This is a genomic window from Streptomyces altiplanensis (genome assembly GCF_053591575.1).
The window spans coordinates 126,848-151,560 of the sequence record NZ_JBSFUB010000005.1; the positions used below are offsets into that span (position 1 = coordinate 126,848).

General features: G+C 72.1%; 17 protein-coding genes and 1 pseudogene. 8 read left to right on the forward strand and 10 right to left on the reverse strand.

The features are described 5' to 3' along the window. Positions 1–5 precede the first annotated feature (5 nt). Positions 6–467: a MarR family winged helix-turn-helix transcriptional regulator gene (locus ACWD0Y_RS03840; protein WP_450258865.1), complete on the reverse strand. Its 462-nt coding sequence runs from the start codon at positions 465–467 to the stop codon at positions 6–8. Between the two features lie 136 nt (positions 468–603). On the opposite strand from ACWD0Y_RS03840, the gene ACWD0Y_RS03845 reads away from it, so the two are divergent. The 3 genes from ACWD0Y_RS03845 (at position 604) to ACWD0Y_RS03855 (ending at position 3,307) form a co-directional block, all read left to right on the forward strand. After that, a complete protein-coding gene (locus tag ACWD0Y_RS03845) occupies positions 604–1,095 on the forward strand; it encodes a carboxymuconolactone decarboxylase family protein (RefSeq protein WP_450258897.1) in 492 nt (163 codons plus the stop codon). Positions 1,096–1,121: 26 nt separating this feature from the next. Continuing rightward, positions 1,122–1,454, forward strand: coding sequence for a glyoxalase superfamily protein (locus ACWD0Y_RS03850; RefSeq protein WP_450258898.1), 333 nt, complete (start codon positions 1,122–1,124; stop codon positions 1,452–1,454). Positions 1,455–1,774: 320 nt separating this feature from the next. Then, the gene (locus tag ACWD0Y_RS03855; protein WP_450258866.1) at positions 1,775–3,307 is read left to right on the forward strand and encodes a DUF1996 domain-containing protein; all 1,533 of its coding nucleotides are present in this window, start codon (positions 1,775–1,777) and stop codon (positions 3,305–3,307) included. Between the two features lie 70 nt (positions 3,308–3,377). Here the strand turns inward: ACWD0Y_RS03855 and ACWD0Y_RS03860 are convergent, their stop codons facing one another. Beyond that, positions 3,378–3,803, reverse strand: a complete 426-nt coding sequence (locus ACWD0Y_RS03860; protein WP_450258867.1) for a hypothetical protein — start codon at positions 3,801–3,803, stop codon at positions 3,378–3,380. A 176-nt stretch (positions 3,804–3,979) separates the two neighbouring features. Between ACWD0Y_RS03860 and ACWD0Y_RS03865 the strand changes: the two genes are divergently transcribed. The 4 genes from ACWD0Y_RS03865 to ACWD0Y_RS03880 all read left to right on the forward strand — a co-directional run bounded on the left by ACWD0Y_RS03865 (position 3,980) and on the right by ACWD0Y_RS03880 (position 10,888). Then, a complete protein-coding gene (locus ACWD0Y_RS03865; protein WP_450258868.1) occupies positions 3,980–7,111 on the forward strand; it encodes an alpha-N-acetylglucosaminidase in 3,132 nt (1,043 codons plus the stop codon). Positions 7,112–7,228: 117 nt separating this feature from the next. Beyond that, positions 7,229–8,032, forward strand: coding sequence for a tyrosine-protein phosphatase (locus ACWD0Y_RS03870; protein ID WP_450258869.1), 804 nt, complete (start codon positions 7,229–7,231; stop codon positions 8,030–8,032). A 91-nt stretch (positions 8,033–8,123) separates the two neighbouring features. Further along, entirely contained in the window at positions 8,124–10,085 is a 1,962-nt protein-coding gene (locus tag ACWD0Y_RS03875; RefSeq protein ID WP_450258870.1) for a hypothetical protein, read from the forward strand. A gap of 74 nt (positions 10,086–10,159) precedes the next feature. Then, positions 10,160–10,888 carry a TetR/AcrR family transcriptional regulator gene (locus tag ACWD0Y_RS03880; RefSeq protein WP_450258871.1) on the forward strand — a complete coding sequence of 243 codons (729 nt, stop codon included), beginning with the start codon at positions 10,160–10,162 and terminating at the stop codon, positions 10,886–10,888. Here the strand turns inward: ACWD0Y_RS03880 and ACWD0Y_RS03885 are convergent. Both ACWD0Y_RS03885 and ACWD0Y_RS03890 read right to left on the reverse strand, forming a co-directional pair. Next, on the reverse strand, positions 10,867–11,553 hold the full coding sequence (locus tag ACWD0Y_RS03885) for a DUF4230 domain-containing protein (protein ID WP_450258872.1): 687 nt from the start codon (positions 11,551–11,553) through the stop codon (positions 10,867–10,869). The genes ACWD0Y_RS03880 and ACWD0Y_RS03885 overlap by 22 nt on opposite strands. 32 nt (positions 11,554–11,585) lie before the next feature. Next, complete coding sequence (locus ACWD0Y_RS03890; protein ID WP_450258873.1) at positions 11,586–11,936, reverse strand: 5-carboxymethyl-2-hydroxymuconate Delta-isomerase; 351 nt, start codon at positions 11,934–11,936, stop codon at positions 11,586–11,588. On the opposite strand from ACWD0Y_RS03890, the pseudogene ACWD0Y_RS03895 reads away from it, so the two are divergent. Continuing rightward, positions 11,935–12,474: pseudogene (locus tag ACWD0Y_RS03895) on the forward strand (GNAT family N-acetyltransferase); the annotation flags it as partial. The gene ACWD0Y_RS03890 and the pseudogene ACWD0Y_RS03895 overlap by 2 nt on opposite strands. A gap of 78 nt (positions 12,475–12,552) precedes the next feature. Here the strand turns inward: ACWD0Y_RS03895 and pulA are convergent. The 6 genes from pulA to ACWD0Y_RS03925 all read right to left on the reverse strand — a co-directional run bounded on the left by pulA (position 12,553) and on the right by ACWD0Y_RS03925 (position 24,705). Then, positions 12,553–17,874, reverse strand: coding sequence for a pullulanase-type alpha-1,6-glucosidase (gene pulA, locus ACWD0Y_RS03900; RefSeq protein WP_450258874.1), 5,322 nt, complete (start codon positions 17,872–17,874; stop codon positions 12,553–12,555). A 51-nt stretch (positions 17,875–17,925) separates the two neighbouring features. Next, positions 17,926–19,623, reverse strand: coding sequence for a carbohydrate-binding module family 20 domain-containing protein (locus tag ACWD0Y_RS03905; protein ID WP_450258875.1), 1,698 nt, complete (start codon positions 19,621–19,623; stop codon positions 17,926–17,928). 406 nt (positions 19,624–20,029) lie between these two features. Next, positions 20,030–21,070, reverse strand: a complete 1,041-nt coding sequence (locus tag ACWD0Y_RS03910; protein WP_450258876.1) for a LacI family DNA-binding transcriptional regulator — start codon at positions 21,068–21,070, stop codon at positions 20,030–20,032. Next, positions 21,055–22,719 (reverse strand): glycoside hydrolase family 13 protein, encoded by a 1,665-nt coding sequence (locus ACWD0Y_RS03915; protein WP_450258899.1) that lies wholly within the window; start codon positions 22,717–22,719, stop codon positions 21,055–21,057. Before ACWD0Y_RS03915 ends, ACWD0Y_RS03910 begins: the two co-directional genes overlap by 16 nt. A 91-nt stretch (positions 22,720–22,810) precedes the next feature. Next, the gene (locus tag ACWD0Y_RS03920; RefSeq protein ID WP_450258877.1) at positions 22,811–23,698 is read right to left on the reverse strand and encodes a sugar ABC transporter permease; all 888 of its coding nucleotides are present in this window, start codon (positions 23,696–23,698) and stop codon (positions 22,811–22,813) included. Next, entirely contained in the window at positions 23,695–24,705 is a 1,011-nt protein-coding gene (locus tag ACWD0Y_RS03925) for a carbohydrate ABC transporter permease (RefSeq protein WP_450258878.1), read from the reverse strand. Before ACWD0Y_RS03925 ends, ACWD0Y_RS03920 begins: the two co-directional genes overlap by 4 nt. Positions 24,706–24,713: the final 8 nt, after the last annotated feature.

Here is a 24,713-nt window from a genome sequence, read left to right on the forward strand (position 1 = left end):
GGCGGTCAGGACCCGAACCAGCCGGCCGCGTCCAGCCGCAGGCCGCCGCCTCCGGGGGCCATGGCCCGCAGGTCCGCCTCCAGCGCGTCCACCCGCCGCGCACCGAGGGCCTCGACCCACCGGGCCCGCAGCCGGCCGAAGATGACGGCCGACCGCGCGAGGACGTCGGACCCGCGCGGCGTGAGCCTCACCAGCTTGCGCCGCCCGTCGTCCGGGTCGTCGGCCCGCTCGACGTAACCGAGCCGTTCCAGCCGCTCGACGGTCTTGCCCGCGGCCTGTTTGGAGACCCCGAGCCGCCGGCCCAGTTCACCGGCCGTCACGCCGTCGCGGCCGACGGCCTGGAGGGCGAAGCCGTGTGCGGGGCGGACGTCGGGGTGGCCCTGTGCGGCCAGTTCGGCGTGCAACTCGTCGATGAACGAGCGGAATCCGGCGAACAGCAGCAGCGGAAGCTCGTACCCCTCAGCCATTGCGCAACTCGTCAATGACGTTTACTTTTTCGACAACCATGTTGACGACATTATCCGAGGAGACCTCTTGACCGCGCCCCGGCCCGCCTTCCCCGACCACACCACCGGGACGGCCCCCGCCGCCTCCCGCCGCCCCATGGAGGCGACGACGAAGCGTCTGGGCTATCTGCCCGCCCCCGTCGCCCGCATGGCGGCGTCCCCGGAACTGCTCGACGGTTTCCTGAAGATCAGCGCGCTCTTCGAGTCGACGACCCTGGATCCGCTGTCCCGCGAGGTCGTGATCATGACGATCGCGACCCGCAACGGCTGTCACGTCTGCGTCGCGATGCACACGGCGAAGCTCACCGCGCTGGGGGCCGGCGCCGGTCTGGTCGAGTCGCTGCGCGAGCAGCAACCGCTGGGCGACGAACGGCTGGAAGGGATACGGCAGTTCACGCTGGAGGCCGTCGCCACCTCGGGTGCGGTCCCCGACGGCACGCTCCAGACCTTCCTGGCCCACGGTTACACCCCGCAGAACGCGCTGGAGGTCGTCCTGGGCATCGGGGCCTACACGATGTCGACCCTGGCCAACCGGCTGACCGATGCCCCCTTGGACGAACAGCTCACGCCGTTCGCCTGGAAGGAGTGACGGAGCGGGAGGATGGCCTCATGACCATCAACGAGGAAGCCATTCCGGTCCTGCACGTCAAAGACGCGGAGGCGGCGGTCGCCTGGTACGCCCGCCTCGGCTTCGGAAAACAGTGGGAGCACCGCTACGAGCCGGGCTTCCCCGCCTTCGTGGAGGTGGCACGCGGCCCCGTGCGGCTGTTCCTGTCGGAGCACCAGAGGGACGCGCTCCCCGACACACTGGTGTATCTGCAGGTGCGCGACGTGGATGCCGTCGCCGCGGAGTTCGGCGTAACGGCGCAGGACCAGCCGTGGGCGCGCGAGGTCGAGCTGCGGGACCCCGACGGCAACCGGCTCCGGGTGGGTACGCCGTCCGGCTGAGGCCGGGCCCCGCCCGGGGCCGGGTCCCCGGGCGCGGCGCGCTTCCCCATGGCGCGCCGTGCGTTTCCCCGTCCCGGCCCCGGCTCCCCGCACCCCCGCCGCGGTGGACCCCTGCTGGATCCCGTGCCCCTGCGACACCGCGCCTCAGGTCGTCCCGTACGTCGGTATCCGTCGGCATCCGTCCCGCTTCGCGAATGTGGACACCGACGAATTCGAAAGAGGTTTGAACGGGACGCTAACAGGGCCCGTATGGGGAGGGAGCGCTTCTCCCCTGCCGGGATCCCCCTTACCTTCACCCGGCGACGAAGCAGAGGAGTTCCATGCGACGCGCATCAAGAAAACGTTCCACGCTGACGAACCGGGCGATTGCCGCATCGGCCGCCCTGATCCTGGGCGGGGGTGGACTGCTGGCGGTCAATGTCTCCGCATCCGCGGGAGAAGGCGGGTCCGGGCCGTCCGGTCCGGGGCCGGGTCAGTCCGACCGGATTCAGAATGCCGGTCAGCAGTTGTCGACCATCGACTGCCCGGAGGTGGCGAACGACCTGCCCGACGTACCCGATTCCGCACGCCGGGAAGTCGATCGGGAGCTCGCGAATCTCGATTCCCAGATCACGGAGGCGTACAAGCGGTTCGCCGATTCCAAGGAGCAGATCACCCGGGACCCGGGCCTGGCCGAAAACGCCATTCTCCGGCCGCTGAGGGACAAGCGGCTGGCTTCCGTCGACCGGATCGCCACCGCCGTCGGCCGCGCGGCCGAACGCCCCCAGGGGCTCGAAAGCCTCGCACCCTGCACACTGCGCGCCGACGACAACGCGGGGGACGGCGGGGACGGACAGGGGAACGGCGGCCAGGACGACGGCGGCCAGGACGGCAACGGCGACAACGGTGACAACGCCGGTCAGGGCGGCGACCAAGGCGATGACCAGGGAGGCGGCCAGGACGGCAACGGCAACGGCGGGCAGGCCGGCAACGGCCCCGACGCCTCCGACTTCGTCGACATCCAGTCCATCCAGCCGAACGTCCAGCAGCCGCGCAAGCGGCGCGGCGCCTCCCGCGGCGAGTTCACCACCGACTGCGGGCGGAACGAGAACGGGAAGTTCAATCCGGACAACGTCATTGTCGCCCCAGGTGTGAGCAATGGCGCCCACCACATGCACGACTACGTCGGCAACCAGGCCAATGACGCCTTCGCGAGCGACAACGACCTGGCCCGCGGTGCCACCACCTGCCGGAACCAGGGCGACAGGTCGACGTACTACTGGCCCGTCCTGCGCCTCCAGAACGGCCAGAACGAGAACGACGCCAATGCCGACGGCGGAGGCAAGGACAGCAACGTCGGGGAGATCCAGACGCCCACGCAGGTCTCGCTGAAATTCGTCGGAAGCCCCGTCGCCAAGGTCACCGCGATGCCGCGTTTCCTGCGCATCATCACCGGCGACGCCAAGGCGTTCACCAATGGTGACGCCAATGCCAATGCTTCCTGGAGCTGCACCGGGTTCGAGGACCGCCAGCTCAAGGACAAATACCCGATCTGCCCGGAAGGCAGCCAGGTCGTCCGCACTTTCGCGTTCCAGAGCTGCTGGGACGGAAAGAACACCGACAGCGCCAATCACCGCACGCATGTCGCGTTCGCGGAAGAAGACGGTGGCTGTCCCGACGGATTCCGTGCCATTCCGCAGCTGGTGCAGCGGATCGTGTACGACGTCCCGCCGGGCCCCGGGTTCGCGGTCGACTCCTTCCCCGAGCAGCTCCACAAGCCGGTCACCGACCACGGGGACTTCATCAACGTCTTCGACAGCCGGCTGATGAAGAAGGTGGTGTCCTGCGTGAACGACGGCCGTAGGTGCGCCTAGGCAGGGGCCGGGCGGGCTCGGTGTGAGCCCGCCCGGCCGCTGAAGAGTTCACCCCCCAGAACCTGCGCGGTCAGCTCCCGTGGTGACCGGAGTGCTCCTCCTCGTTCCCCCCACCGCCGCTCTCCCCCGAGTGGTGCGAGGAAGTCTCCACCGTCCCCCCGAGCCGGCCGCGCAGCGCTGTGACCACCTCCCGGTCGCCCGCCGCGACCCACTTCCTGCCGACCAGGTACGCACCGCCGTAGTCCTTCGCCTCGTTGATCCACTCGCGCTGCCCCCGGTCGGTCGCGAAGGTGGCCAGCACATAGCGGCCGTCGCCGGTCTCGCAGTTCGCCTGGCGCAGCTCCGCCGCGTCCGTCCGGACGTCCGGCGCGCACTCCGCCTTCGCCGCGAGCTGTTCGAGGCTGCCCTTCGCCGTGTCCGGCACCGGCTTCCCCTCCTCGGCCGGACCACAGCCCGTGGCGAGCACGGCCAGCGTGGCCAGGGCGGCCAGAACCACCGGAGTCGATGCGGAAGTTGCCGTACGTCGGCCTTGGTAGCGCATCCGCCCATCGTGCCGCGTTGGGCCACACGGTGGGGCGGATACGAACACATCGCATGCCCCATTGCTGCGCTCCCGCACCGTCATTAACGTGCGCTCCGTACGCGCCTGTCGTCCCACCGAGGAGCGCCCCGATGCCCGATCACCGTCTGTCGCGACGCACGCTGCTGGGCACCGCCGGAGCGATCGGCGTCACAGCCGCGGTCGGCGGGCACCCCCCGGCCAGGGCAGCGGGCAGACCCGGCGCCGCCACCGCTCCCGACCCCGCCGCCCCGGCGCGCGCCGCCCTGGAACGGCTGCTGCCCGACCACGCCGGCCAGTTCCTTCTCAGCACCCTCACGACGGACGACGGCCGCCCCGAGCGCTTCCGCGTCGACGGCGCCACCGGCCGCGTCGAGGTCGCGGGCACCGGCCCCGCCGCCCTGCTCACCGGCGTCCACTGGTACCTCAAGTACGTCTGCGGGGCACACATCTCCTGGTCGGGTACCCAGCTCGACCTCCCCCGGCGGCTTCCCGCGCCCCGCGAGCCCCTGGAGCGGTCGGCCACCGTCCCGCACCGCTTCGCGTTCAACGACACCCACGACGGCTACACCGCGCCGTACGCCGACTGGCCCCGCTGGGAGCGGATGATCGACGTACTCGCGCTGCACGGCTGCAACGAAGTGCTCGTCACGACCGGTCAGGAAGCCGTCTACCACCGCCTCCTCCAGGACTTCGGCTACTCCGACGCCGAAGCCCGCGTCTGGCTGCCCGCGCCCTCCCACCAGCCGTGGTGGCTCCTGCAGAACATGAGCGCGTACGGCGGCCCGCTCTCCCCCGAACTCGTCGCGAAACGCGCCGGTCTGGGCCGCCGCATCGCCGACCGCCTGCGCGAGCTCGGCATGGAACCGGTCCTCCCCGGCTATTTCGGCACCGTCCCCGACGGCTTCGCCGCCCGCAACCCCGGCGCCCGCACCGTCCCGCAGGGCGACTGGGCGGGCCTGCGCCGCCCCGACTGGCTCGACCCGCGCACCACCGCCTTCCGCGAGGTCGCCGCCTCCTTCTACCGCCACCAGCACGAACTCTTCGGCCCGGTCCGGCACTTCAAGATGGACCTCCTCCACGAGGGCGGCTCGGCGGGCGACGTACCCGTCCCCGAGGCCGCCCGAGCGGTCGAGACGGCCCTCCAGGACGCCCGCCCCGGCGCCACCTGGGTGATCCTCGGCTGGCAGGCGAACCCGCGCCGCGACCTGCTCGACGCGCTCGACAGGAGACACCTCCTGATCGTGGACGGCCTCTCCGACCTGGACACCGTCACCGACCGGGAGAAGGACTGGGGCGGCGCGCCGTACGCCTTCGGCACCATCCCCAACTTCGGCGGCCGCACGACGATCGGCGCCAAGACCCACCTGTGGACCGAGCGCTTCACCGTCTGGCGCGACCGGCCCGGCTCCGCCCTCGTCGGCACCGCCTACATGCCGGAGGCCGCCGAGCGCGATCCGGCCGCGCTGGAGCTGTTCTCCGAGCTGGCGTGGCGGAGGGAGGCGGTGGACCGCAAGGAGTGGTTCGAGGGGTACGCCGATCTGCGCTACGGCGGCCGGGACGCGGACGCCCGCGCCGCCTTCGCCGCGCTGCGCGAGACGGCGTACCGCATCACCAGCCGCGACGGCCGCCCGCACGACTCGGTCTTCGCCTCCCGGCCGAGCCTGTCCGCCGCCTCCGGTACGCACTACGCCACCCATACGCCCGCCTTCGACCCGGCGGACTTCGACAAGGCGTTCGGTGCGCTGCTCGGCGTACGCGAACCGCTGCGCCGGTCCGACGCGTACCGCTACGACCTCACCGACCTGGGCCGCCAGGCCCTCGCCAACCGCTCCTGGCAGCTGCTGCCGCAGCTGAAGGCGGCGTACGCGCGAAAGGACCTGCCCGCCTTCCGCGCCCTGTCCACCCTCTGGCTCAAGCTGATGCGGCTGAGTGAGGACATGGCGGGCTCGCACCGCGCTTTCCTGCTCGGGCCGTGGATCGAGGACGCGAAGCGCCTGGCGTCCTCGCCCGCCGAAGCGCAGCAGCTGGAGCGCACCGCGCGTGTGCTCGTCACCACCTGGGCCGAGAGGCCCACCGCGGACGGCGGCCGCCTCGTCAACTACGCCAACCGCGACTGGCAGGGGCTCATCGGCGACTTCCACCTCCCGCAGTGGCAGGCGTACCTGGAGGAGCTGGAGGACGCGCTCGCGGCGGACCGCGCGCCCAAGTCCTTCGACTGGTACGCCGTCGAGGAGCCGTGGACGCGCGAGCGCGAGGCGTATCCGCTGCGTCCGCCGAACGATCCGTACCGCACGGCCCGGCGCGTCCACGACGTGCTCGCCCGCGCGCCCTACCAGGGCGCGGTCACCGTCACCGCCGAGCCCGCCGTCTTCCCGCCCGGCGGCTCGGCGCTGGTCACCGCCGCCTTCCGCAACGTCAACGGACTGCGGGCGACCGGCCGGGTCGACTTCGCGCTCGGTTTCGCGTCCGGCGGCGCGGAGGCGGAGCCCGAGGGCCCGGTGTCGCTGGCGTCCGTCCCGGCGGCGGGCAGGGGAAGCGCCTCCTGGCGCGTGAAGGCCCCCGGCACACCGCTGACCCGTCCGCTCGAACCGGTGCCGTACGAACTGAGCACGGCGTACGGCCCGCAGGGCGAGACCCGGGTCACCGCCGTCCAGGAGGGCAGCCTGTACGTCGCCGGGCCGTTGGCCGGGGGCTGGCGGACGTACACGAACAACGGCGCGGCCTTCGGGCAGCTGGCGGACCGGTACGCGATCGACGGGGCGGGCCAGGACCTGTGGAAGGCGACCACGGAGTTCGGCGCGCTGTACCGGCAGGGGGCGCTGCGGGACGGCGGCGGCATCACCGTGCGGGTGGACGCGCAGGAGGTGACGGGCGCGTGGGCGCGCGCCGGTATCGCCGTCCGCAACAGCCTGGACACACCGGGGTCGCGGGGCTTCCTGAACCTCGCGGTCACCCCGGCGAACGGTGTGGTGCTGTCGTACGACACGAACGGCGACGGCACGGTGGACACCTACCAGCGCGTCACCGGCGTCAGGGCACCGGTGCTGCTGCGGCTCTCGCGGGCGGGCGGGGCGTTCACGGGGGCGTGCTCGACGGACGGCGGGGCGACGTGGCGGACGGTCGCGACGGTGCCGGTGGCGGGGGCGGCGGGGGTTCAGGACGCGGGAATGTTCATGAGCGCGACGCACGGGGGGAGCGGGGCGCGGGGGACGGTGGAGTTCAGCGGGTGGCGCGTGTCCTGACGACGCGGGGGCGGTGCGGGCGACCCGCACCGCCGTCGCCCCGGCCGGCCGGGGGCCGTCGGATAGCGTTCGGTCCGGACGCGCAGTGGCTGTGAACGAACGCCCCAGGAGCACCCCATGCCCCAGATCCCCGCCACCACCGTCGCGAACCTCCGCGACCTCGGCGGCACCCCGCTCCCCGGCGGCCGCTCCGTACGCCCCGGATTCGTCCTGCGCTCCGGGCAGCTCGACCGGATGGACCCCGCGTCCGACCCCGCCGTCGCCGCGCTCTCCCTCCATACGATCGTCGACTTCCGCTCCGCCGCCGAGCGCGCCGACCACCCCGACCGGGTCCCGGACGGCGCGCGGCTGATCGTCGCCGACGTACTGGCCGACCGGCTCGCCGCCGCCGGCACGGCCCGGGCCGCCCCCGCCCAGCTGAAGCACATCCTCTCCAGCCCGGCCCTCGCCGAGCAGCACCTCGGCGGCGGCAGGGCCCAGAAGCTGTTCGCCGACACCTACCGCGCCTTCGTGACGTCCGGCTCGGCCCGCGCCGCCTACCGCACCTTCCTCACCGAACTCGGCGCACCCGACGCGGGACCGCTGCTGTTCCACTGCACGGCGGGCAAGGACCGCACCGGCTGGGCGGCGACCCTGGTGCTGTCCCTCCTCGGCGCGGACGACGCCACGATCGAGCGCGAGTACCTCTCCGTCAACCCGGCCGTGCGGCAGACCTTCGCCCCCCTCGTCGAGGGGTTCGTCGCCGCCGGCGGCGACCCGGAGACCGCACTCGCCGTCATCGGGGTCGTGCCCGAGTACCTGGCGGCGGCGCTCGACGAGGCGCACGCGCGCCACGGCTCGGTCGAGAATTACGTACGGGAAGGGCTCGGCGTGTCCGGCGAGAGCATCGCGCGCATCCGCGAGCGTCTGATCGCGGGCTGAGTCCCGGGGCGGGGCACGGGCCGGTGCGGGGCACGGGCCGGTGCGTCGGCCGGCGAGGTGACCATCGGACGATTCGCTCGTTTTGCTGAACGTGCGCCCACAGGATGTCATCACTCCCCCTGCCCCCGACCCCATCGACGTCGAGCAGGCCGAGGCCGCGCTCGTCGAACACTATCCGCGGCTCGTACGGCTGGCGTACCTCGTGCTGCCGCCGCGTCTCGGCCGCAACCGCCGGGTCCTGACCGCCCATTCGCTCGTGCAGCGCTCGCTGCCGCGCAGCCGCACCCCGGGTGTGTCCGGTCTTCCGCTGCCGCGCCGCGAGGGCGCCCGCCCCGACCCGGGGTACGCGTACGTACGGCAGCGGGTGCTGCGCCAGGCCCTGGAGGCCGGGCTGCCGCTGCGCCGCAGGGCCTGGCCCAAGCGGGCGCAGCTGCCGCCGCTGCTGCCGCAGGTGTGGGGGCTGCGGCTGTTCCCGCGCTCCGGCGGTGCCGACGAACTCGCCCTGGACCAGCGGCTCTCGGCGCTCAGCGGCCCCGGCCGGGCCGCGTACGTACTGCGCGGCCTGGAGCACATGCGGGACGCGGAGGTGGCGCAGACGCTCGCCGCCGCCGGGGCCGCCGACCCGGACGCGGCGCTGGCCGAGGCGGACGGCGTCGCGGCGGGGACCGGGCCGGAGGCCGGGGCTGCGGACGGCGCGCGTGCGGAGGAGCTGCTGAGGTCCGCCGAGTTCGACCCGTGCTCCCTCCAGGCCAGGCCCACCGACCTGATGCGGCGCAGGCAGCACACGAAGGCCGCGCTCGCCGCGACCGCCGCCGTCGTGGTCTGCGGGACGCTGCTCGGACTGCCGGGCGAGGGCTGGGGCCCCGACGGTGCGGCCGCGCCCTCCTACGCCCGCAACCCGGCTGCCGAGCGGGCCCTCGACCCGGCGAAGACGGTCCGGGTCGGGCCCGCCGTGTGGAAGCGGTCCTCCCGTACCGACTTCTCCGTCTGGCCGGCCCGCGGCGGCCTCACCGACGACAACGCCCTGCTGCGCCGCGCCCTCGCCGTCTGGGCCAGGCCGGGCCCGTCCGTGCAGACCTCCGCGACGCCCGCCACGCCGGTGGGCCCGCCGATGGGGCCGCCGCAGCTGCTCTTCGCGGGCGACGTCGACCGGGCGAGGGTGGTGCTGCTGTACGACGGTCTGCGCGTCGTCCGGTACGCCGAGCCGCAGAGCGGCACGGCGGGCGCGGCGCTCGACTTCGCGCGCGTGGACGGCGCGGACGCGGCCGGGGCGAACGCCCTGGTGGTGGGCCGCACCGACGGCAACGTCCGCTATCTGACGGCCCCCTGGGTGCGCAAGGCGTCCGTACGGGACCTGCTCGACCCGGCCGGGACGCCGGCGCCCCTGGGCCGCACCCGGGACGGTGTGACGGACCCGCTCACAAGTCCGGCGCAGGCCCGCGACTGCCGTTCCTGGGACGCGCTCGAACTGCGCGACGACGTGGGCCCCCGGCTGATGACCGACCTCGGTGAACTCGCCCCGGCCCGGCTGACGTCGGGCCCGCCGTCCGCGCCGCGCGATGTGACGGGCGCGCGTGAGCGGGCGCGCTGGGCCCGTACGGCCTGCCTGCTGCCCGCGGTGCGTGCGCACGGCGTGCGCAGCGTGAACGCGTGGGCGTACGCCGAGCAGCCCCTGCCCGAGGGCAACGGCACCGCCCAGTGGCTCTGCACCCGCGCGGAGACGTGGCGGGGCACGGGCAGCAGGGTGCTCGCGCAGTTCCAGGCGCCGTCCGCGAAGAGGGGGGCGCCGGGCGCGATCGTCGCGCGCGCCGAGCACTCGCCCGCGTGCGGGGAGCGTGACCCGCAGGTGCTGGCGGGTGTGCTGTGGAAGTCGCGGGGCGGCAACTGGTACGTCCTCGCGGCCGGCAGCGAGCAGTTCACCTCGGTCACCACCTCGGGCGGGGTGGAGGGCACCGCGCAGGGCAACCTCCTCGCCGTACGGGCGAAGGCGGGCGCACAGGCGGACCTGGACGGGCAGGTGGAGAGCGGCGCCCGGGTGGGGGCACTGCGCTAGGCCGGGACCGGCCCCGGCCCGGTCCCGGCCCGGTCCCGGGATTTCCGGCAGGCCACGGCGGTTACGCTGCTCGTATGACGACCGGGGTGCGCCGAAGAATGGGCGTCGAGGAACGCAGACAGCAGCTGATCGGCGTGGCGCTGGAGCTGTTCAGCCGTCGCTCGCCCGACGACGTGTCGATCGACGAGATAGCGGCCGCCGCGGGCATCTCGCGGCCGCTCGTCTACCACTACTTCCCCGGCAAGCAGAACCTGTACGAAGCCGCGCTGCGCCGGGCGGCCGACGAGCTCGCCGCCCGGTTCACCGAACCGCGCGAAGGGCCGCTGGGCGCGCGGCTGTTGCGGGTCATGGGGCGCTTCTTCGACTTCGTCGACGACCACGGGCCCGGGTTCTCCGCGCTGATGCGGGGCGGCCCCGCGGCCGGTTCGTCGACGACGAACGCCATGATCGACGAGGTGCGCCGGGCGGCGTACGAGCAGATCGTCGCGCACCTCGGGGTCACCGACCCGCCGGCGAGGCTGGCGATGGTCGTGCGGTCGTGGGTGTCGCTCGCCGAGTCGACGGCGCTGATCTGGCTGGACGGGCGGCAGATCCCGCGCGCCGAGCTGGAGTTGCAGCTGGTGCACGACTTCGCGGCGCTGGCCGCCGTGAGCGCGGCGTACGACGAGGAGATGGCGCGGATCGTACTGCGGATCCTCGCGCTGGAGCCGGCCGACGGGCCCTTCGGGGACCTGCTCACGCGGCTGGACTCCCTGACTGCGGTGCCGAAGAGCGTGCCCGGTCAGCGCCCGCCGTCGCCGTAGTGGACGGTGACGTCCTTGAAGCCGAGTGAGTGCAGCAGGCCCTGGAGCATGCTGGTGGTGTTCTTCTCGGCGCGCGCGGCCAGTTCGCTCTCCTTCGCGGCCTCCCCGATGTGACGGGCGGCGAGACGGTTGACGGCCCGCTCGTCGGCCGGGTTGTCGGAGAAGAAGTCCCCGAGCCGGTCGAGCAGCCCGCGCTCCTTGGACACGGCGTACGAACGGTCCGCGTCCAGCGCCGGTTTGCCGAGCCGCGCGTGCGGCAGCCGCAGGGTGGCCGCGGTGCGCTCCTCGTTCACGGTGACCTGCCCCTCCCCCACCTCGCCGAGGTCGACGTACGCGCTGACGGTGCCCGCGCCGACGTAGAGGGTGCGGGTGCCGCGCAGGGCGTCGGGGAGGAACTTGGCGTCCTTCTCCAGGTCGACGACGACCTGGAAGTTGCCGGACGCGGCCTCGTAGCGGCTCATGTCCTGAACGGACTTCAGGAGCGCCGGGCCCGAACGGTCGTGGGTCTCCTCCCCGAAGACGTCGTCGAGGTCCGGCAGCAGACTGAGCCTGCTGCCGACGAGCAGCAGTGCCACCAGTACCGCGAGGACGCCCGTCGCCTTGGCCCACCAGGGGAGCCCGGTGCGGCGCGGGGGCCTGTTGAGCTGCTGTCCGGTGAGAGTCATACGGTACGGATTCCCCCGGAGGCCGTGGTCACTCAGCGTTTGCGGTACGACGCTTCCAGGTCGCGTACCTCGGCCGAGAGGTGCAGCTCCGTCCCGTCGGCCGGCTTGACGTACTGGGCGGCCAGTTCCAGTACGGCGGCCGTGAGTTCCTCCTTCACCCGCGGGGTGCGGCCCGGCAGCAGGGCGATGCCGATGTGCACGAGGGTGTGGCCGGTGTCCGCGCCGCCCACCACGGTGTCGTCGGCGCGGCGGAACCGCGTCTTGCAGGCGTCGGGCCGGGTGCCGACGGTGTCGGCGACCAGGGGATGCAGGGCCAGGGCGAAGCCCCGGCGGTCGAAGGAGTCCGCCAGCGGCTCGGAGTAGTCGACGGTGATCTGCGGCATGAGCACACTCCAGGTCGGGGGGCTGTCCCGTCACCTTTACGGTGATCGCACGACGGCACAAGTGACGTTCCGCATCGCGGACGAGGAAGACGCGGCCGGCCTGGTATCCCTCCACGACGGGGCCGCCCGCTGGATGCGGAGCCGCGGGATCGCGCAGTGGCAGCCGGGCGGGAAGGGCGAGGAGCACTTCCGGCTGCGGATGAGGGAGGGCGAGGTGTGGCTGGCCGGGACGGCGGGAGGCGTGGCCGTCGGGGCGTACGAGCTGTGGTGGGACGACGAGCCGGCGTGGGGTCCGCAGCCGCCGGTCGCCGGGTACGTGCACCGGCTGATGACCGGCCGCACGGCCGCGCCGGCCGGCCTCGGGCGGCTCCTGCTGGCGCGGGCGGAGCGGCGGATCGCGGAGGCGGGGCGGGAACTGGCGCGGCTGGACTGCCTGACGTCGAATCCGCGGCTGCGGACGTACTACGAGGGGGCGGGGTACCGGGTGGTCGGCGGGCAGCCGGCCAAGGCGGGGCCGCGGGGCGGAAGTCCGTACGGGGGCGGGCCCCGGGTTCCGGAGGGTGTCCGGGACCCGGGGCCCGCCCCGTGTGTCAGCCCTGTGTGTCAGCCCTGTGTGTCAGCCCCGGGTGAAGACGGCGACCGTGCGGGCGGGAACGGTGAAGGTGCCGGTGCTCCTCTCGTACGCCGCCTTCTTGACCGTCGCGTCCGCGCCCGCCGCCTGGACCGGGTGCAGGGCGTACGCCGCGTCGCCGAGGCCGGCGACCTTCTGCCGCTGCGCGGACGGGGTCGCGTTGAAGACCACCATCAGGCCGCCGACGCGCATGGTGATGACGCCGGGCGTCTCCTCCTTGCCGGAGAGGGGGAAGGAGACCGCCTCCTGCACCTGGTCCGCCGAGGCGAGGCTGAAGGTCTTCTCCGTCGTACGGATCTTCAGCAGGTCCCCGTACGCCGCCGAGGCGCCCTCGGTGTCCCGGCAGCCCGGGGTCAGCGACGGGGCGGTCAGCAGGGGCTTGGAGAAGGACCACTTGCTCTTGTTGTCGGCCGCCGGCGGCAGGCCGCGCCCGAAGCCGTTGCCGTCCCCGCAGTCCCAGTGGATCGCGTTGAACCAGTCACCGCTGTCGTAGGAATTGCGGTCGAGCGACTTGGAGCGGAGGAGGTCCGTGCCCGCCTGGGACAGGGCCGGGCCCTGCGAGAGCGCGGCCGTGGCCATGGCCAGGACCTGCATGCGCGCCCGGTCGGCGGCCGGGGTGGCGCGCGGCAGCTTGAAGGCCAGCGCGTCGTAGAGGGTCTCGTTGTCGTGGGCGTCGGCGTAGGCGAGGGCGTCGCCGGGGGCCGCGGCGTACCCGGCGGGCGCGCCGTTGTAGTCGACCTCGGAGCCCTTGACCGTACGGCCGGCCGTGTCGGTGAAGGTGTACGACGCCAGGTTGCCGGTCAGGCCCACCTTGATCAGGTCCTGGTAGTGGAGGAGGCGGGCCTTCTGCTCGGCCTCGGTGCCGTTCGCGGCCGAGGAGTTGGGGTCGGTGTAGAGGCCGGACGCGAAGCCCTGCACGCCCGGGTCCTCGTCGAAGGGCCCGCCGCCGCGCACCGCGTCGCGCGCGCGGTCGGAGAAGGTCGCGATGCCCGTGCCGGCCATGTTCTTCTGGGTGGCCTGCTCGAAGCGGGCGTCGTCGGCGATCTCGCCGAAGTTCCAGCCCTCGCCGTACAGGACGATCTTCTTGCCGTCGACGCCGTCGCGGGCGGGCGTCAGCTCGTCGAGCGCCTTGCGCACGGCCAGGATGTTCGCCTTCGGGTGGTGGCCCATGAGGTCGAAGCGGAAGCCGTCGACCTTGTAGTCGCGGGCCCAGGTGACGACGGAGTCCACGACGAGCTTGCCCATCATGGCGTTCTCGGGCGCGGTGTTCGCGCAGCAGGTGGAGGTGGCCACGCTGCCGTCGGCCATCAGCCGCTGGTAGTAGCCGGGGACGATCTTGTCGAGTACGGACTTCTCGGCCTGGCCGGACGCGACGGTGTGGTTGTAGACGACGTCCATGACCGTGCGCAGGCCGGAGTCGTTCAGGCCCTTGACCATCTGCCGGAACTCCACCGTGCGCCGCGTGCCGTCGGGATCACTGGCGTACGAGCCCTCGGGGACGGTGTAGTGCAGCGGGTCGTAGCCCCAGTTGTACGCGTCCTTCGCCGCCGCCTTCGCCACGCACGCCTGCTGCTCGTCGGAGTCGGGCGCGTACACGGCCAGGTCGCAGGCGGGGCGCTGCTGGCCGGTCTTCTTCTCGGGAATGGTGCCGATGTCGAAGACCGGGAGGAGGTGGACGTACGACGTGCCGGCCTTCGCCAGCTTGCCGAGGTGCTTCATGCCCTTCGAGCCGCGGTCGGTGAAGGCCAGGTACTCCCCCGGGTGCTTCGCGGTGCGGTCGGCGACGGAGAAGTCCCTGACGTGCAGCTCCTGGATCTGCGCGTCGCGCAGCGGGGTGGCGGCCGGCTTCTTGAGCGTCGACCAGCCCTTGGGGGCGAGCTTCGGGTCGGTGAGGTCGACGACGAGGCTGCGGGCGGAGTCGGCGGTGAGCGCGGTCGAGTACGGGTCGGTGACCTTGTTGGTGACCACCTTCTGGACGCTGGGCGCCCAGACCTTCACGACGTACCGGTACGGCTTGCCCGCCCAGGACCCGGCGCCGGTGACGGACCAGACGCCGCTGCGGTCGTCGCGCCGCATCGGGACGGTCCTGCCGTCGAGTTCGAGGGCGACGTGCTGGGCGGTGGGGGCCCAGAGGGAGAGGACGGGGCGGCCCTTGCGGAAGACGGGGCCGAGGGACGCCTTGGCGGCCCCGGCGCTGTAGGTGTCGTCCAGTACGCCGGGCAGCTGTACGCCGGTGGCGGCGAGCAGGGCGCCGTTGGCGGCCCGCTGGGTGGCGACGACCTGGCCGCGCAGGGCCTCGCGGACGCGGTCCCGGTCGCGCGGGTCGACGGTGAAGGCGGGGTGGTCCTTGAGGTGCGGGTACTTCGCCTTCTGCGCGTCGGTCAGGGCGGAGGGGGAGAGGCGCAGCCAGCGGCCCTCGTCGGAGAGCGCCCCGTCGACGACGGAGATGCCGCCGTCACGGGCGTACACGAGCTGCTGGCTGGTGGCGTCGGTGGCCTTGACCTTCCAGACGACCGTGTCCTTGCCGATCCACTGGGCCTCGGCCTTGGCCAGGTCGAGCGAGGCCGCCCCGGCGGCCTGCGGCAGCAGGTACGCGGGCTGCCCGGCCAGCATCCACACCTCGTGGCCGTAGGTGGCCAGGTCGAGGGACTGGTCGGTGGGGAGGTCCTTCTCGTCTCCCTTGTGGAGGATGTAGCTGAGGGACGTGGTGCCGGAGGCGAGCGGGACCTCGAAGGTCACGCCGTACGCGTCCTTCTTCACCGGCATCAGCGGCTTGGACCAGTCGGTGGGCTCCTTGGCCCCGGTCCAGGTGTGCAGGCCCCAGCCGTCGTAGTCCCCGTCGGCGCGCTGGTAGTGGAGTACGGCCTTCGTCTTGTCCTGGGGCGGGTAGGCGCCCTCGGGGGCCTTGACGGCCTGGCCGTCCCCGCCCTGCTCGATCCATACCTCGCCGGTCCTGCCGAGGTCGACGGTGCGCTGCGGGCCGTCCGCCGTGCCGTCCTTCTCGACGGTGTACGGGAGCGACGAGGCTCCCTCGGCGAGCTTGATCCACGCGAAGGCGCCGTACGCGTCGCGCCCGGTGAAGGCGGCGGCCTTGTCGCCGGACTTCAGCTGCCAGCCGTCGTAGTCGCCGTCGGGGCGCTTGTAGTGGACGACGGCGTGGTCGCGCTCGACGGCCGCCGGCCTGTCCGGCGCGGGGGCCCGGCCCGCCGTCGTGGAGGCGAGGGCGCTCGCGGTGCGTCCGGCGCTGTCCACCACGACGGCCTTGTAGCGCAGGGTGGTTCCGGCCTTCACGTCGTCGCCCAGGTACTGGGTGACCTTGTACGGGGCGTGGTCGGCGGAGCCGAGCGTGCGCCACTTGCCGTTGCCCGTCTGGGCGGCGAAGACGACACGGTTGAGCTGCCCGCCGTCGACGTCCGCGCCGATCTCGACGGTTCCGGTGGCACCGGCCGCCGGTGCCTCGAGGGTGAGGGACGGCCCGGCCGCCGGGGCGGGGAGGGGCTCGGCCGCCCGGAGCACGACGGACGACAGCGCGGGCACGGAGACCTTCACCTTGCGGCCGGCGTCACTGCGTACCGTCTCCGAAGTGCCGTACAGGGCGCGGAAGTCCGTGTGCGCGGAGCCGGTCGTCAGCTCGACGGTCCTCGGTCCGGCGCCGTTGTTGGTGGCGACGACGTACTCGGTCCCGCGCTTGGCGTCCGTGCGGGAGAAGGCGTAGACCGGTCCCTGCGCGTGCAGTTCCTGCTGTACGCCGTCGCGCAGCGCGGGGTGGTCCTTCGTCAGCTTCGACAGTGCGGCGATCGACCGGTAGAGGGGGTGCGTGGTGTCGTACGCGTCGGAGGCGTGCGTGCGGTCCGTGCCGAGCTGGTCGTCGTCGAGGTAGTCGGCGGTCTTCGACCCGAAGAGGGGCTGGCGGGCGTCCTTGTCACCGCCCGCGCCGGTGAAGCCCTGCTCGTCGCCGTAGTAGACGACGGGGTTGCCGCGCGAGAGGAACATCAGCTCGTTGGCGAGGCGGGCGCGCCCCAGCAGCTCGGCGTCGTCGGCCTTCGGGTTGTCCTGCCTGAGGAACGTGCCGAGGCGGCCCATGTCGTGGTTGCCGGTGAAGGAGACCTGCTCGTAGGCGTTGGCCTTGTCGGTGGTGTAGCGGTAGTCCTCGGCGAAGACCTTGGCCAGCCTGCCGGCCGCCGCGCCCTGGGAGGCGTACGCGCGGGTGGCGTCCTGGAGCGGGAAGTCGAGGGTCGAGTCGAGGCGGCCGCGCGTCACGTAGGACGAGGTGACCGCGGTGTCGGCGGAGTAGACCTCGCCGAACATGAAGAAGTCGTCGCGGCCCCGCTTCTTCGCGTACGCGTCGAGGGCGGTGGCCCACTGCGTCCAGAAGTCCAGGTCGACGTGTTTGACGGTGTCGATGCGGAAGCCGTCGATGTCGAAGTCGCGGACCCACTTCTGGTAGATCCTCGCCATGCCGTCGACGACCTCGGGGCGCTCGGTCCACAGGTCGTCGAGGCCGGAGAAGTCGCCGTACTCGGAACTCTCGCCCGCGAAGGTCGAGTCGCCCCGGTTGTGGTACATCGTCGGGTCATTGAGCCAGGCCGGGACCTTCTTCCCGTCCGTGCGCGTCTTCGGCGTGTAGGGGTACGCGTCCTCGTCGACGTCCGGGACGCCCGCACGGTCGTCGAAGGGGCGGCCGTTCCTGTCGAGGTAGGGGTACGCGCCCTTGGAGCGGTAGCCGTACTTCTTCTCGGCGTAGTCGACGGTGTCGGCGGTGTGGTTGGTGATGACGTCGAAGAAGACCTTCATGCCCTTGGCGTGGGCCTTGTCGATCAGCTTCTCCAGGTCGGCGTTGGTGCCGAAGTGCGGGTCGACCTGGGTGAAGTCGGTGATCCAGTAGCCGTGGTAGCCGGCGGAGGCGTCCTTGCCGGTGCCCTGGACGGGCTTGTTCTTGAAGATCGGCGCCATCCAGATGGAGGTGGTGCCGAGGCCCTTGATGTAGTCGAGCTTCCGCGTCAGGCCCTTGAGGTCACCGCCCTGGTAGAAGCCCTTGTCGGTGGGGTCGAAGCCCGTTTCGAGGCGTGAGCCGGTGAGCCCGCCCCTGTCGTTGGCCGTGTCGCCGTTCGCGAACCGGTCGGGCAGTACGAAGTAGAACTGCTCCCGGGTCAGGTCGTGCCGCGCGGGCTCGGCGGCCAGGGCCTTGTCCGACGGCGGGGCGGGCGGCTTCGCGGCCGCGGCCGCCGGTACGGCGGGCGCGAGCGCGGCGCACAGCGCCACACTCACGACGCCGACGGCCGCTCTTCGCAGGGGCGGGCGTATCACAGCGAGAACTCCTCGGAAGGTGCGGGGACGTACGGGAGACGGACGGACGGGTCAGCCGCGCCAGGTGTCGTTCAGCGTGACCCTGCCGCCCGCGGGGACGGTCGCCGTACGGTTGGCGCCGCTCTCCCAGGTGACGTTGCCGGAGGCGTCCTTGCGGATGTACTTGTACGCGAAGGACGTGCCGGCGGGCATGGAGACGTCGAGCTTCCACACCGGGTAGCTCGCCGGGTCCAGCTTGATCGCGGCGGCGGTGTTCCAGTTGCCGAGTGCGGACTGGTCGCCGGTGACGTAGATGTTCTGGCCCGCCGTGGTGGTGGCGTCGACGTTGAAGGAGGCGCCGGCGGTGACCGGCGCCGGGCCGGTGCCGCCGGCGCAGGTCTTGGCGTTCACGTGCAGGGCGACGGCGGTGTTCGCGCCGAGGGTGGCCGTGAACTGGCCGGAGCTGTTGACCGTCACGGCGGTGTTGTTCTGGACGTTGCAGTAGGTGCCGGCCGCGAGCGAGGTCTGGAAGGTGCGGGTCAGCGAGGAGCCTTCGTGGTTGATGGCGACGTACGCCTTGTCACCGCGGCCGAAGGCGATCTGGTCGCCGCCGTTGTCCCACCAGTTCGTGACGCCCTGACCGCGCGCCGCGTTCCGGAAGCCGACCATGCTCTTGATCTCGGTCCAGTCGTGCTGGCACTTCCACCCGTCGCTGTAACAGGCGTTGACCGTTCCGCCGCCGGGCGGCCCCGCGTCGTGGCTGGAGAACTCGTAGCCGGAGTGGACGTCCGGGGAGCCGTACGGCCAGGCCAGCATGAAGACGCTGGCGAGGGTGTAGGTGGCGCCGTTCTTGTAGCTGAGGGTGTCGCCGCCGCGCTCGGTGTCGTGGTTGTCCACGAAGACGGCGGACCTGCCGCTCTCCATGAAGCCCCAGCCCTCGCCGTAGTTCTTGAGGTTCGCGAGGTTCTCGTTGGTGAAGACCTGCTTGAGGCCCCGGCCGTACCGGAACTCCTGCACGTCGCCCGAGCCCAGGTACTCGTCCGGCGAGACCGCCTCGCCCGCGCCGTGGATGGCTTCGTGCTTCCAGTACACGCCCGGGTTGTTCAGCCGGGACTTGATGTCGGCGAGGTCCGCGGCCGGCATGTGCTTGGCCGCGTCGATCCGGAAGCCGTCGACGCCCAGGGAGAGCAGGTCGTTCAGGTACGCCGCGATCCGGCCGCGCACGTAGTTCTCACCCGTGTCCAGGTCGGCGAGCCCGACCAGCTCGCAGTTCTGTACGTTGCCCCGGTCCCGGTAGTTGTTGATCTGGGAGCGGCAGTCGTCCATGTCCGAACCCGAGTAGGTGCCGGGGTAGGTGTACTTCTCGTACGCCGAGCCGCCGGTGCCGGTGCCGTTGCCGGCCGCCATGTGGTTGATGACGCTGTCGGCGATGACCTTCACGCCCGCCCCGTGGCAGGCGCTGACCATGTTCGCGAACGCGGTGCGGTCGCCGAGCCTTCCGGCGATCTTGTAGCTGACGGGCTGGTACGAGGTCCACCACTGGCCGCCCTGGATGTGCTCCTGCGGCGGGGATACCTGGACGAAGCCGTAACCGGCCGGTCCGAGGGTCCGCGTGCACTCCTTGGCGACCGAGTCGAACTTCCACTCGAAGAGGACGGCGGTGACGTCCTTGGTGCCGGGCGGGGCGGCCTGCGCGGCGCCCGTGGGGGCCACCAGGACTCCCGCGCCGGCCGCGAGGGCGAGGGCGGCAGAGAAAGGTCTGCGGGCCATGTGTTCCTCCTGCATGGGGGGAGGTGCGGGTGCGACGGTGCAGCCTCGCGCGGCAACGCGCCTTGCCCTCAAGGCTTGAATGTTCTTGCAGCAATAGTTGAAAACCTGCTGCGGGGCAGACCGTACGAGCCCTCACCAGCGCGGTCAACCCTTGTGACACACTCCGCTCACCTGCGGGAAACCTGCCGAATTTCTTCTTGCAAGCTCTTTCGCAAGTCATTGCGGAACTGCTACGTTCTCCTCGACTCCGGCCCGGCCGGCCGGGGGCCCGGCAGGTCCGGGCCTCACGCGCCCGACCGGCCGGGTCGGGTACGACAGGGGACTCCCCGGGCCGTCGAATCCCCGCGGCCCTGCCTGGGCAGGCCCGGGGTTCCCCTGCCGCCCCGCCCCTCGGCGGCGCGTTCCGCTACGCGCGCTTCTGCGCCGTGGAGCCCCGCACCACCAGTTCCGGCTGGAACACGTACTCCGTGCGCTGGACCGGGCTGCCGCCCAGCTCCTCCAGCAGCGCCCCGACCGCCGCCGTCGCCATCGCCTGCACCGGCTGGCGGACCGTGGTCAGCGGCGGATCGGTGAAGGCGATCAGCTGCGAGTCGTCGAAGCCCACCACCGAGAGGCCGTCCGGCACTTCGAGCCCGCGCTCGCGCGCCGCCCGCACCACGCCCAGCGCCATCATGTCGCTGCCGCAGACGATGCCCGTACACCCCTCGTCGAGCAGCGCGCCCGCCGCCGCCCGGCCGCCCTCGACGCTGAACAGCGTGTGCTGGACCAGGGATTCGGCTTCGCCGCGCGGTGTCCGCAGCAGGCCGGCGAGCGCGTCGACGAAGCCCTCCCGCTTGCGGCGCGAAGGGACGTACCGCCGCGGGCCGACCGCGAGGCCGATCCGTTCGTGGCCCAGCTCGGCGAGGTGGCCGACGGCCATCCGCATCGCGGCGTGGTCGTCCGGGGACACGAAGGGCGCGCTGATCGCCTCGTTGTAGCCGTTGACCAGGACGTACGGGACCCCGCGCTCGGCCAGCCGGCCGTACCGCGCGGGGTCGGCCGACAGGTCGGCGTGCAGCCCGGACAGGAAGACGATGCCGCCGACCCCCCGGTCCACCAGCTGCTCGACGAGCTCGTCCTCCGTCGCCCCGCCCGGCAGCTGGGTGCACAGCACCGGCGTGTAGCCGTGCCCCGCCAGCACCTGCTCGATGACCTGGGCGAACGCCGGGAAGATCGGGTTGGTCAGCTCGGGCGTCACCAGTCCGATCAGGCCCGCGCTGCGCTGCCGCAGCCGCATCGGCCGCTCGTACCCGAGGACGTCGAGCGCCGCGAGCACCCGCTGGCGCGTGGTGTCCGCGACGCCCGGCTTGCCGTTCAGGACCCGGCTCACGGTGGCCTCGCTGACCCGGGCGTGCTCCGCTATGTGCGCCAGCCGGGGCGGCGCGGGCACGGTCACACCGTCCACCACACCGTGGTGTCCGCCGGCAGGTCGACATCACCCTCGCGCAGGGTCACTTCGCCGCTGGCGAGCAGCGCGCGGCCGGGTGCGGGGATGCGTACCGCCGCGCCCGTCGTGTTGACCGTGCAGACGAACCCCTCGCGCGCGAAGGCGATCACGCCCTCGGGCGCGTCCAGCCACGCCACGTCCGTGCCGGCGCCCAGGCCGGGGTGCTCGCGGCGTACGGCCAGCGCCGAGCGGTACAGCTCCAGGGTCGACGCCGGGTCTCCGGTCTGCGTCTCGACGCTCAGCTCGCCCCAGCCCGCCGGCTGCGGCAGCCAGCTGCCGCCCGTACCGAAACCGTGGGAAGGCCCCCCGGCCGTCCACGGAATCGGCACGCGGCACCCGTCGCGGAAGCCGTCCTGGCCCTCCGCGCGGAAGAACGACGGGTCCTGGCGGGCCTCGTCGGGCAGGTCGGTGACGTCGGGCAGCCCGAGCTCCTCGCCCTGGTAGATGTACGCCGATCCGGGCAGCGCCAGCATCAGCAGCGTCGCCGCGCGGGCGCGGCGCAGGCCCAGCTCGCGGTCGCCGGGGGTACGGATCTGCGTGCCGAGGCCCGGCGGGTTGGCGAACCGGGTCGCGTGCCGGGTCACGTCGTGGTTGGACAGCACCCAGGTGGCGGGCGCGTCGACCGGGCGCATCGCGGCGAGCGAGACGTCGATGACCTCGCGCAGCGCGGCCGCGTCCCATCCGGTGCCCAGGTACTGGAAGTTGAACGCCTGGTGCAGCTCGTCGGGGCGCACGTAGTTGGCCGTGCGCTCCACGGTCGGCGTCCACGCCTCGGCGACGCCGATGCGCTCGCCCGGGTACTCGTCGAGGATCTGCCGCCAGGAACGGTAGATCTCGTGGACGCCGTCCTGGTCGAAGAAGGGCATGACGTCGTTGCCGAGGAGCTTGAGCTGGTCGTGGCTGCCGAGGTCCGGAAGGCCGTCCGCCTTGACCAGGCCGTGCGCCACGTCGATGCGGAAGCCGTCGACGCCCATGTCGAGCCAGAAGCGGAGGATGGAGCGGAACTCGTCGGCGACGGCCGGGTGCTCCCAGTTGAAGTCGGGCTGCTCGGGCGCGAAGAGGTGCAGGTACCAGTCGCCGGGCGTGCCGTCCGGGTCCGTCGTACGGGTCCAGGCGGGGCCGCCGAAGATGGACTCCCAGTCGTTGGGCGGCAGTTCACCGCTCGCGCCCTTGCCCGGGCGGAAGTGGTAGCGGTCGCGCAGCGGCGAGCCGGGGCCCTCCTTCAGCGCGCGCTTGAACCACTCGTGCTGGTCGGAGGAGTGGTTGGGCACCAGGTCGACGATGATGCGCAGGCCCAGGGCGTGGGCGTCGCGTATCAGGGCGTCGGCGTCGAGGAGGGTGCCGAACATCGGGTCGATGGCCCGGTAGTCGGCGACGTCGTAGCCGGCGTCGGCCTGCGGCGACGCGTAGAAGGGGCTGAGCCAGACGGCGTCGACGCCGAGCTCCTTGAGGTACGGGAGGCGGCCGCGTACCCCTTCGAGATCGCCCATGCCGTCGCCGTTGCCGTCGGCGAAGCTGCGCGGATAGACCTGGTAGATCACCGCGTCACGCCACCAGCCGGTGCGGTTGCCGCGGGCGGGGGCGGTGGGAGCAGCGAGGTGCTGGGTCATGTCGTCCCTGGAAGTCATGGGGGCGGGAGCGGCGCCGGGTCCTCGGTGCGGGCCCGGCGCCGCCGGTGTACGGAAAAAGGGGAAAGGGCGGTCAGCCCTTGACGGCTCCGGCGGACACGCCGGTCACCAGGTGGCGCTGGGCGAAGAGGAAGACGAGCGCCGCCGGGATGGCGATGAGCACGGAGGCGGCGGCCATCGGGCCCCACTGGGCGCCGTACTGGTTGACGAACTTCTGGAGGCCGCCCGCGAGGGTCATGTTCTCGTCGCCGACCATGAAGGCGGAGGCGTACGCCACTTCGCCCCAGGCGGTGACGAAGGAGTAGAACGCGGTCACCGCGATGCCCGGCTTGGCGAGCGGCAGGATCAGCCGCCAGAAGGTGCCGAACGGGGTGAGGCCGTCGACCTGGCCCGACTCGTCGATCTCGCGCGGGATGGTGTCGAAGAAGCCCTTCATCATCCAGGCGCAGAACGGCACGGAGATGGTGAGGTAGGTGATCACCAGACCGGCCGGCTGGTTGAGCAGGCCCATGCTCGACATGATGTTGTAGATCGGCACGATCAGGACCGCGACCGGGAACATCTGGGTGATCAGCAGGGTCCACATCAGGCCGCGCTTGCCGGGGAACCGGAAGCGGCTCACGGCGTAGCCGGTCGTGGCGGCGACGAAGACGCCGAGGACCGTGGACAGGCCCGCGACGAGCAGCGAGTTCCCGAACCAGGTGAGGAACGGGGTGTCACGCAGCAGGTTGGTGTAGTTCTCGAACGTCGTGTCCTTGAAGAAGTCGGTGGACGTCGCGTACGCCGCCGGCTTGAGCGAGGTCAGCAGGACCCACAGCACGGGGAACACGGCGATCACCGACGCCACGACGAGCGTGACGTGCAGACCGGCCGAGGCCAGCGGGGAGCGCCGGCCGCGGAGCGGGGCGTTCACCGGGACGTTCGCGGAGGCCGGGGCGGGGGCGTTGGAGGCAGTGGTCACCAGACATCTCCCTGCTTGCGGAGCACTCGCCGGTAGACCGCGGCGAAGAGCATCAGGAGGATCAGGATCAGTACGCCCCAGGTGGAGGACTGCGCGTAGTCGCGGGGACTGATCTCGAAGGAGAACTTGTACGCCTGGGTGACCAGGATCTGGGTGGCGTCGCCGGGCCCGCCGCGGGTGAGCAGGAAGATCACCGGGAACATGTTGAAGGTCCAGATCGTGGACAGCAGGATCACGGTGGAGCTGACGGGGCGCAGTCCCGGCAGGGTGATGTGCCGGAAGCGCTGCCAGGCGCTGGCGCCGTCCATCTCGGCGGCTTCGTACTGGGCGCTGTCGATGGACTGGAGGCCGCCGAGGAGGGCGACCATCATGAACGGCACGCCGAGCCAGACGTTGACGGCGATGACCGAGATCTTCGCCATCGTCGGGTCGTTGAGCCACGGCACCGCTTCGATGCCGCCGCCGGCCAGGAGCCGGTTCAGGAAGCCGCGGTCCTCGTTGTAGAGGAAGCGCCAGGCGAAGACCGAGACGAAGCCGGGGATGGCCCACGGCAGGATCAGCATCATCCGGTAGACGGACCGGCCGGCGATCCTGCGGTTGAGGATGTTCGCGAGCCCCAGGCCCAGCAGGAACGTGATGCTGACGCAGGAGACCGTCCACACCAGCGTCCAGCCGAGGGTGTCGAGGAACTGGGAGCCGGTGAGCGCGTCGGCGTAGTTGTCCAGCCCCACGAACTCGTACGTGGCGGGGAGGTGGTTGACGCCGATGCTGCGCTCGACGTTGCGCTCGTTGGCGTCGGTCAGCGACAGGTAGATGCCGCGGACCAGCGGATACCCGATGATCACGCCGATCACGATCACCACGGGGGCGACCATGGTCCAGGCGTACCAGTGGGTGGAGAGCGACCGCCGGAGCTTGCCCGGAGGTGTGCCAGCACCGCGGCTGGGGCCGCGGGCGACGTCGTCGCCCGCGGCCTTCGCCACCGACTGGCTGGTGTGGACAGCCATCAGTCGGC

Bases quoted from the DNA above. Each gene is read 5' to 3' on its own strand.
- ACWD0Y_RS03865 (WP_450258868.1), top strand. From the start codon at position 3,980: ATGCCCGATCACCGTCTGTCGCGACGCACGCTGCTGGGCACCGCCGGA.
- ACWD0Y_RS03885 (WP_450258872.1), bottom strand. From the start codon at position 11,553: ATGACTCTCACCGGACAGCAGCTCAACAGGCCCCCGCGCCGCACCGGG.
- ACWD0Y_RS03840 (WP_450258865.1), bottom strand. From the start codon at position 467: ATGGCTGAGGGGTACGAGCTTCCGCTGCTGCTGTTCGCCGGATTCCGC.
- ACWD0Y_RS03845 (WP_450258897.1), top strand. From the start codon at position 604: ATGGAGGCGACGACGAAGCGTCTGGGCTATCTGCCCGCCCCCGTCGCC.
- ACWD0Y_RS03905 (WP_450258875.1), bottom strand. From the start codon at position 19,623: ATGGCCCGCAGACCTTTCTCTGCCGCCCTCGCCCTCGCGGCCGGCGCG.
- ACWD0Y_RS03870 (WP_450258869.1), top strand. From the start codon at position 7,229: ATGCCCCAGATCCCCGCCACCACCGTCGCGAACCTCCGCGACCTCGGC.
- ACWD0Y_RS03880 (WP_450258871.1), top strand. From the start codon at position 10,160: ATGACGACCGGGGTGCGCCGAAGAATGGGCGTCGAGGAACGCAGACAG.
- ACWD0Y_RS03855 (WP_450258866.1), top strand. From the start codon at position 1,775: ATGCGACGCGCATCAAGAAAACGTTCCACGCTGACGAACCGGGCGATT.
- ACWD0Y_RS03890 (WP_450258873.1), bottom strand. From the start codon at position 11,936: ATGCCGCAGATCACCGTCGACTACTCCGAGCCGCTGGCGGACTCCTTC.
- ACWD0Y_RS03925 (WP_450258878.1), bottom strand. From the start codon at position 24,705: ATGGCTGTCCACACCAGCCAGTCGGTGGCGAAGGCCGCGGGCGACGAC.
- ACWD0Y_RS03915 (WP_450258899.1), bottom strand. From the start codon at position 22,719: ATGACCCAGCACCTCGCTGCTCCCACCGCCCCCGCCCGCGGCAACCGC.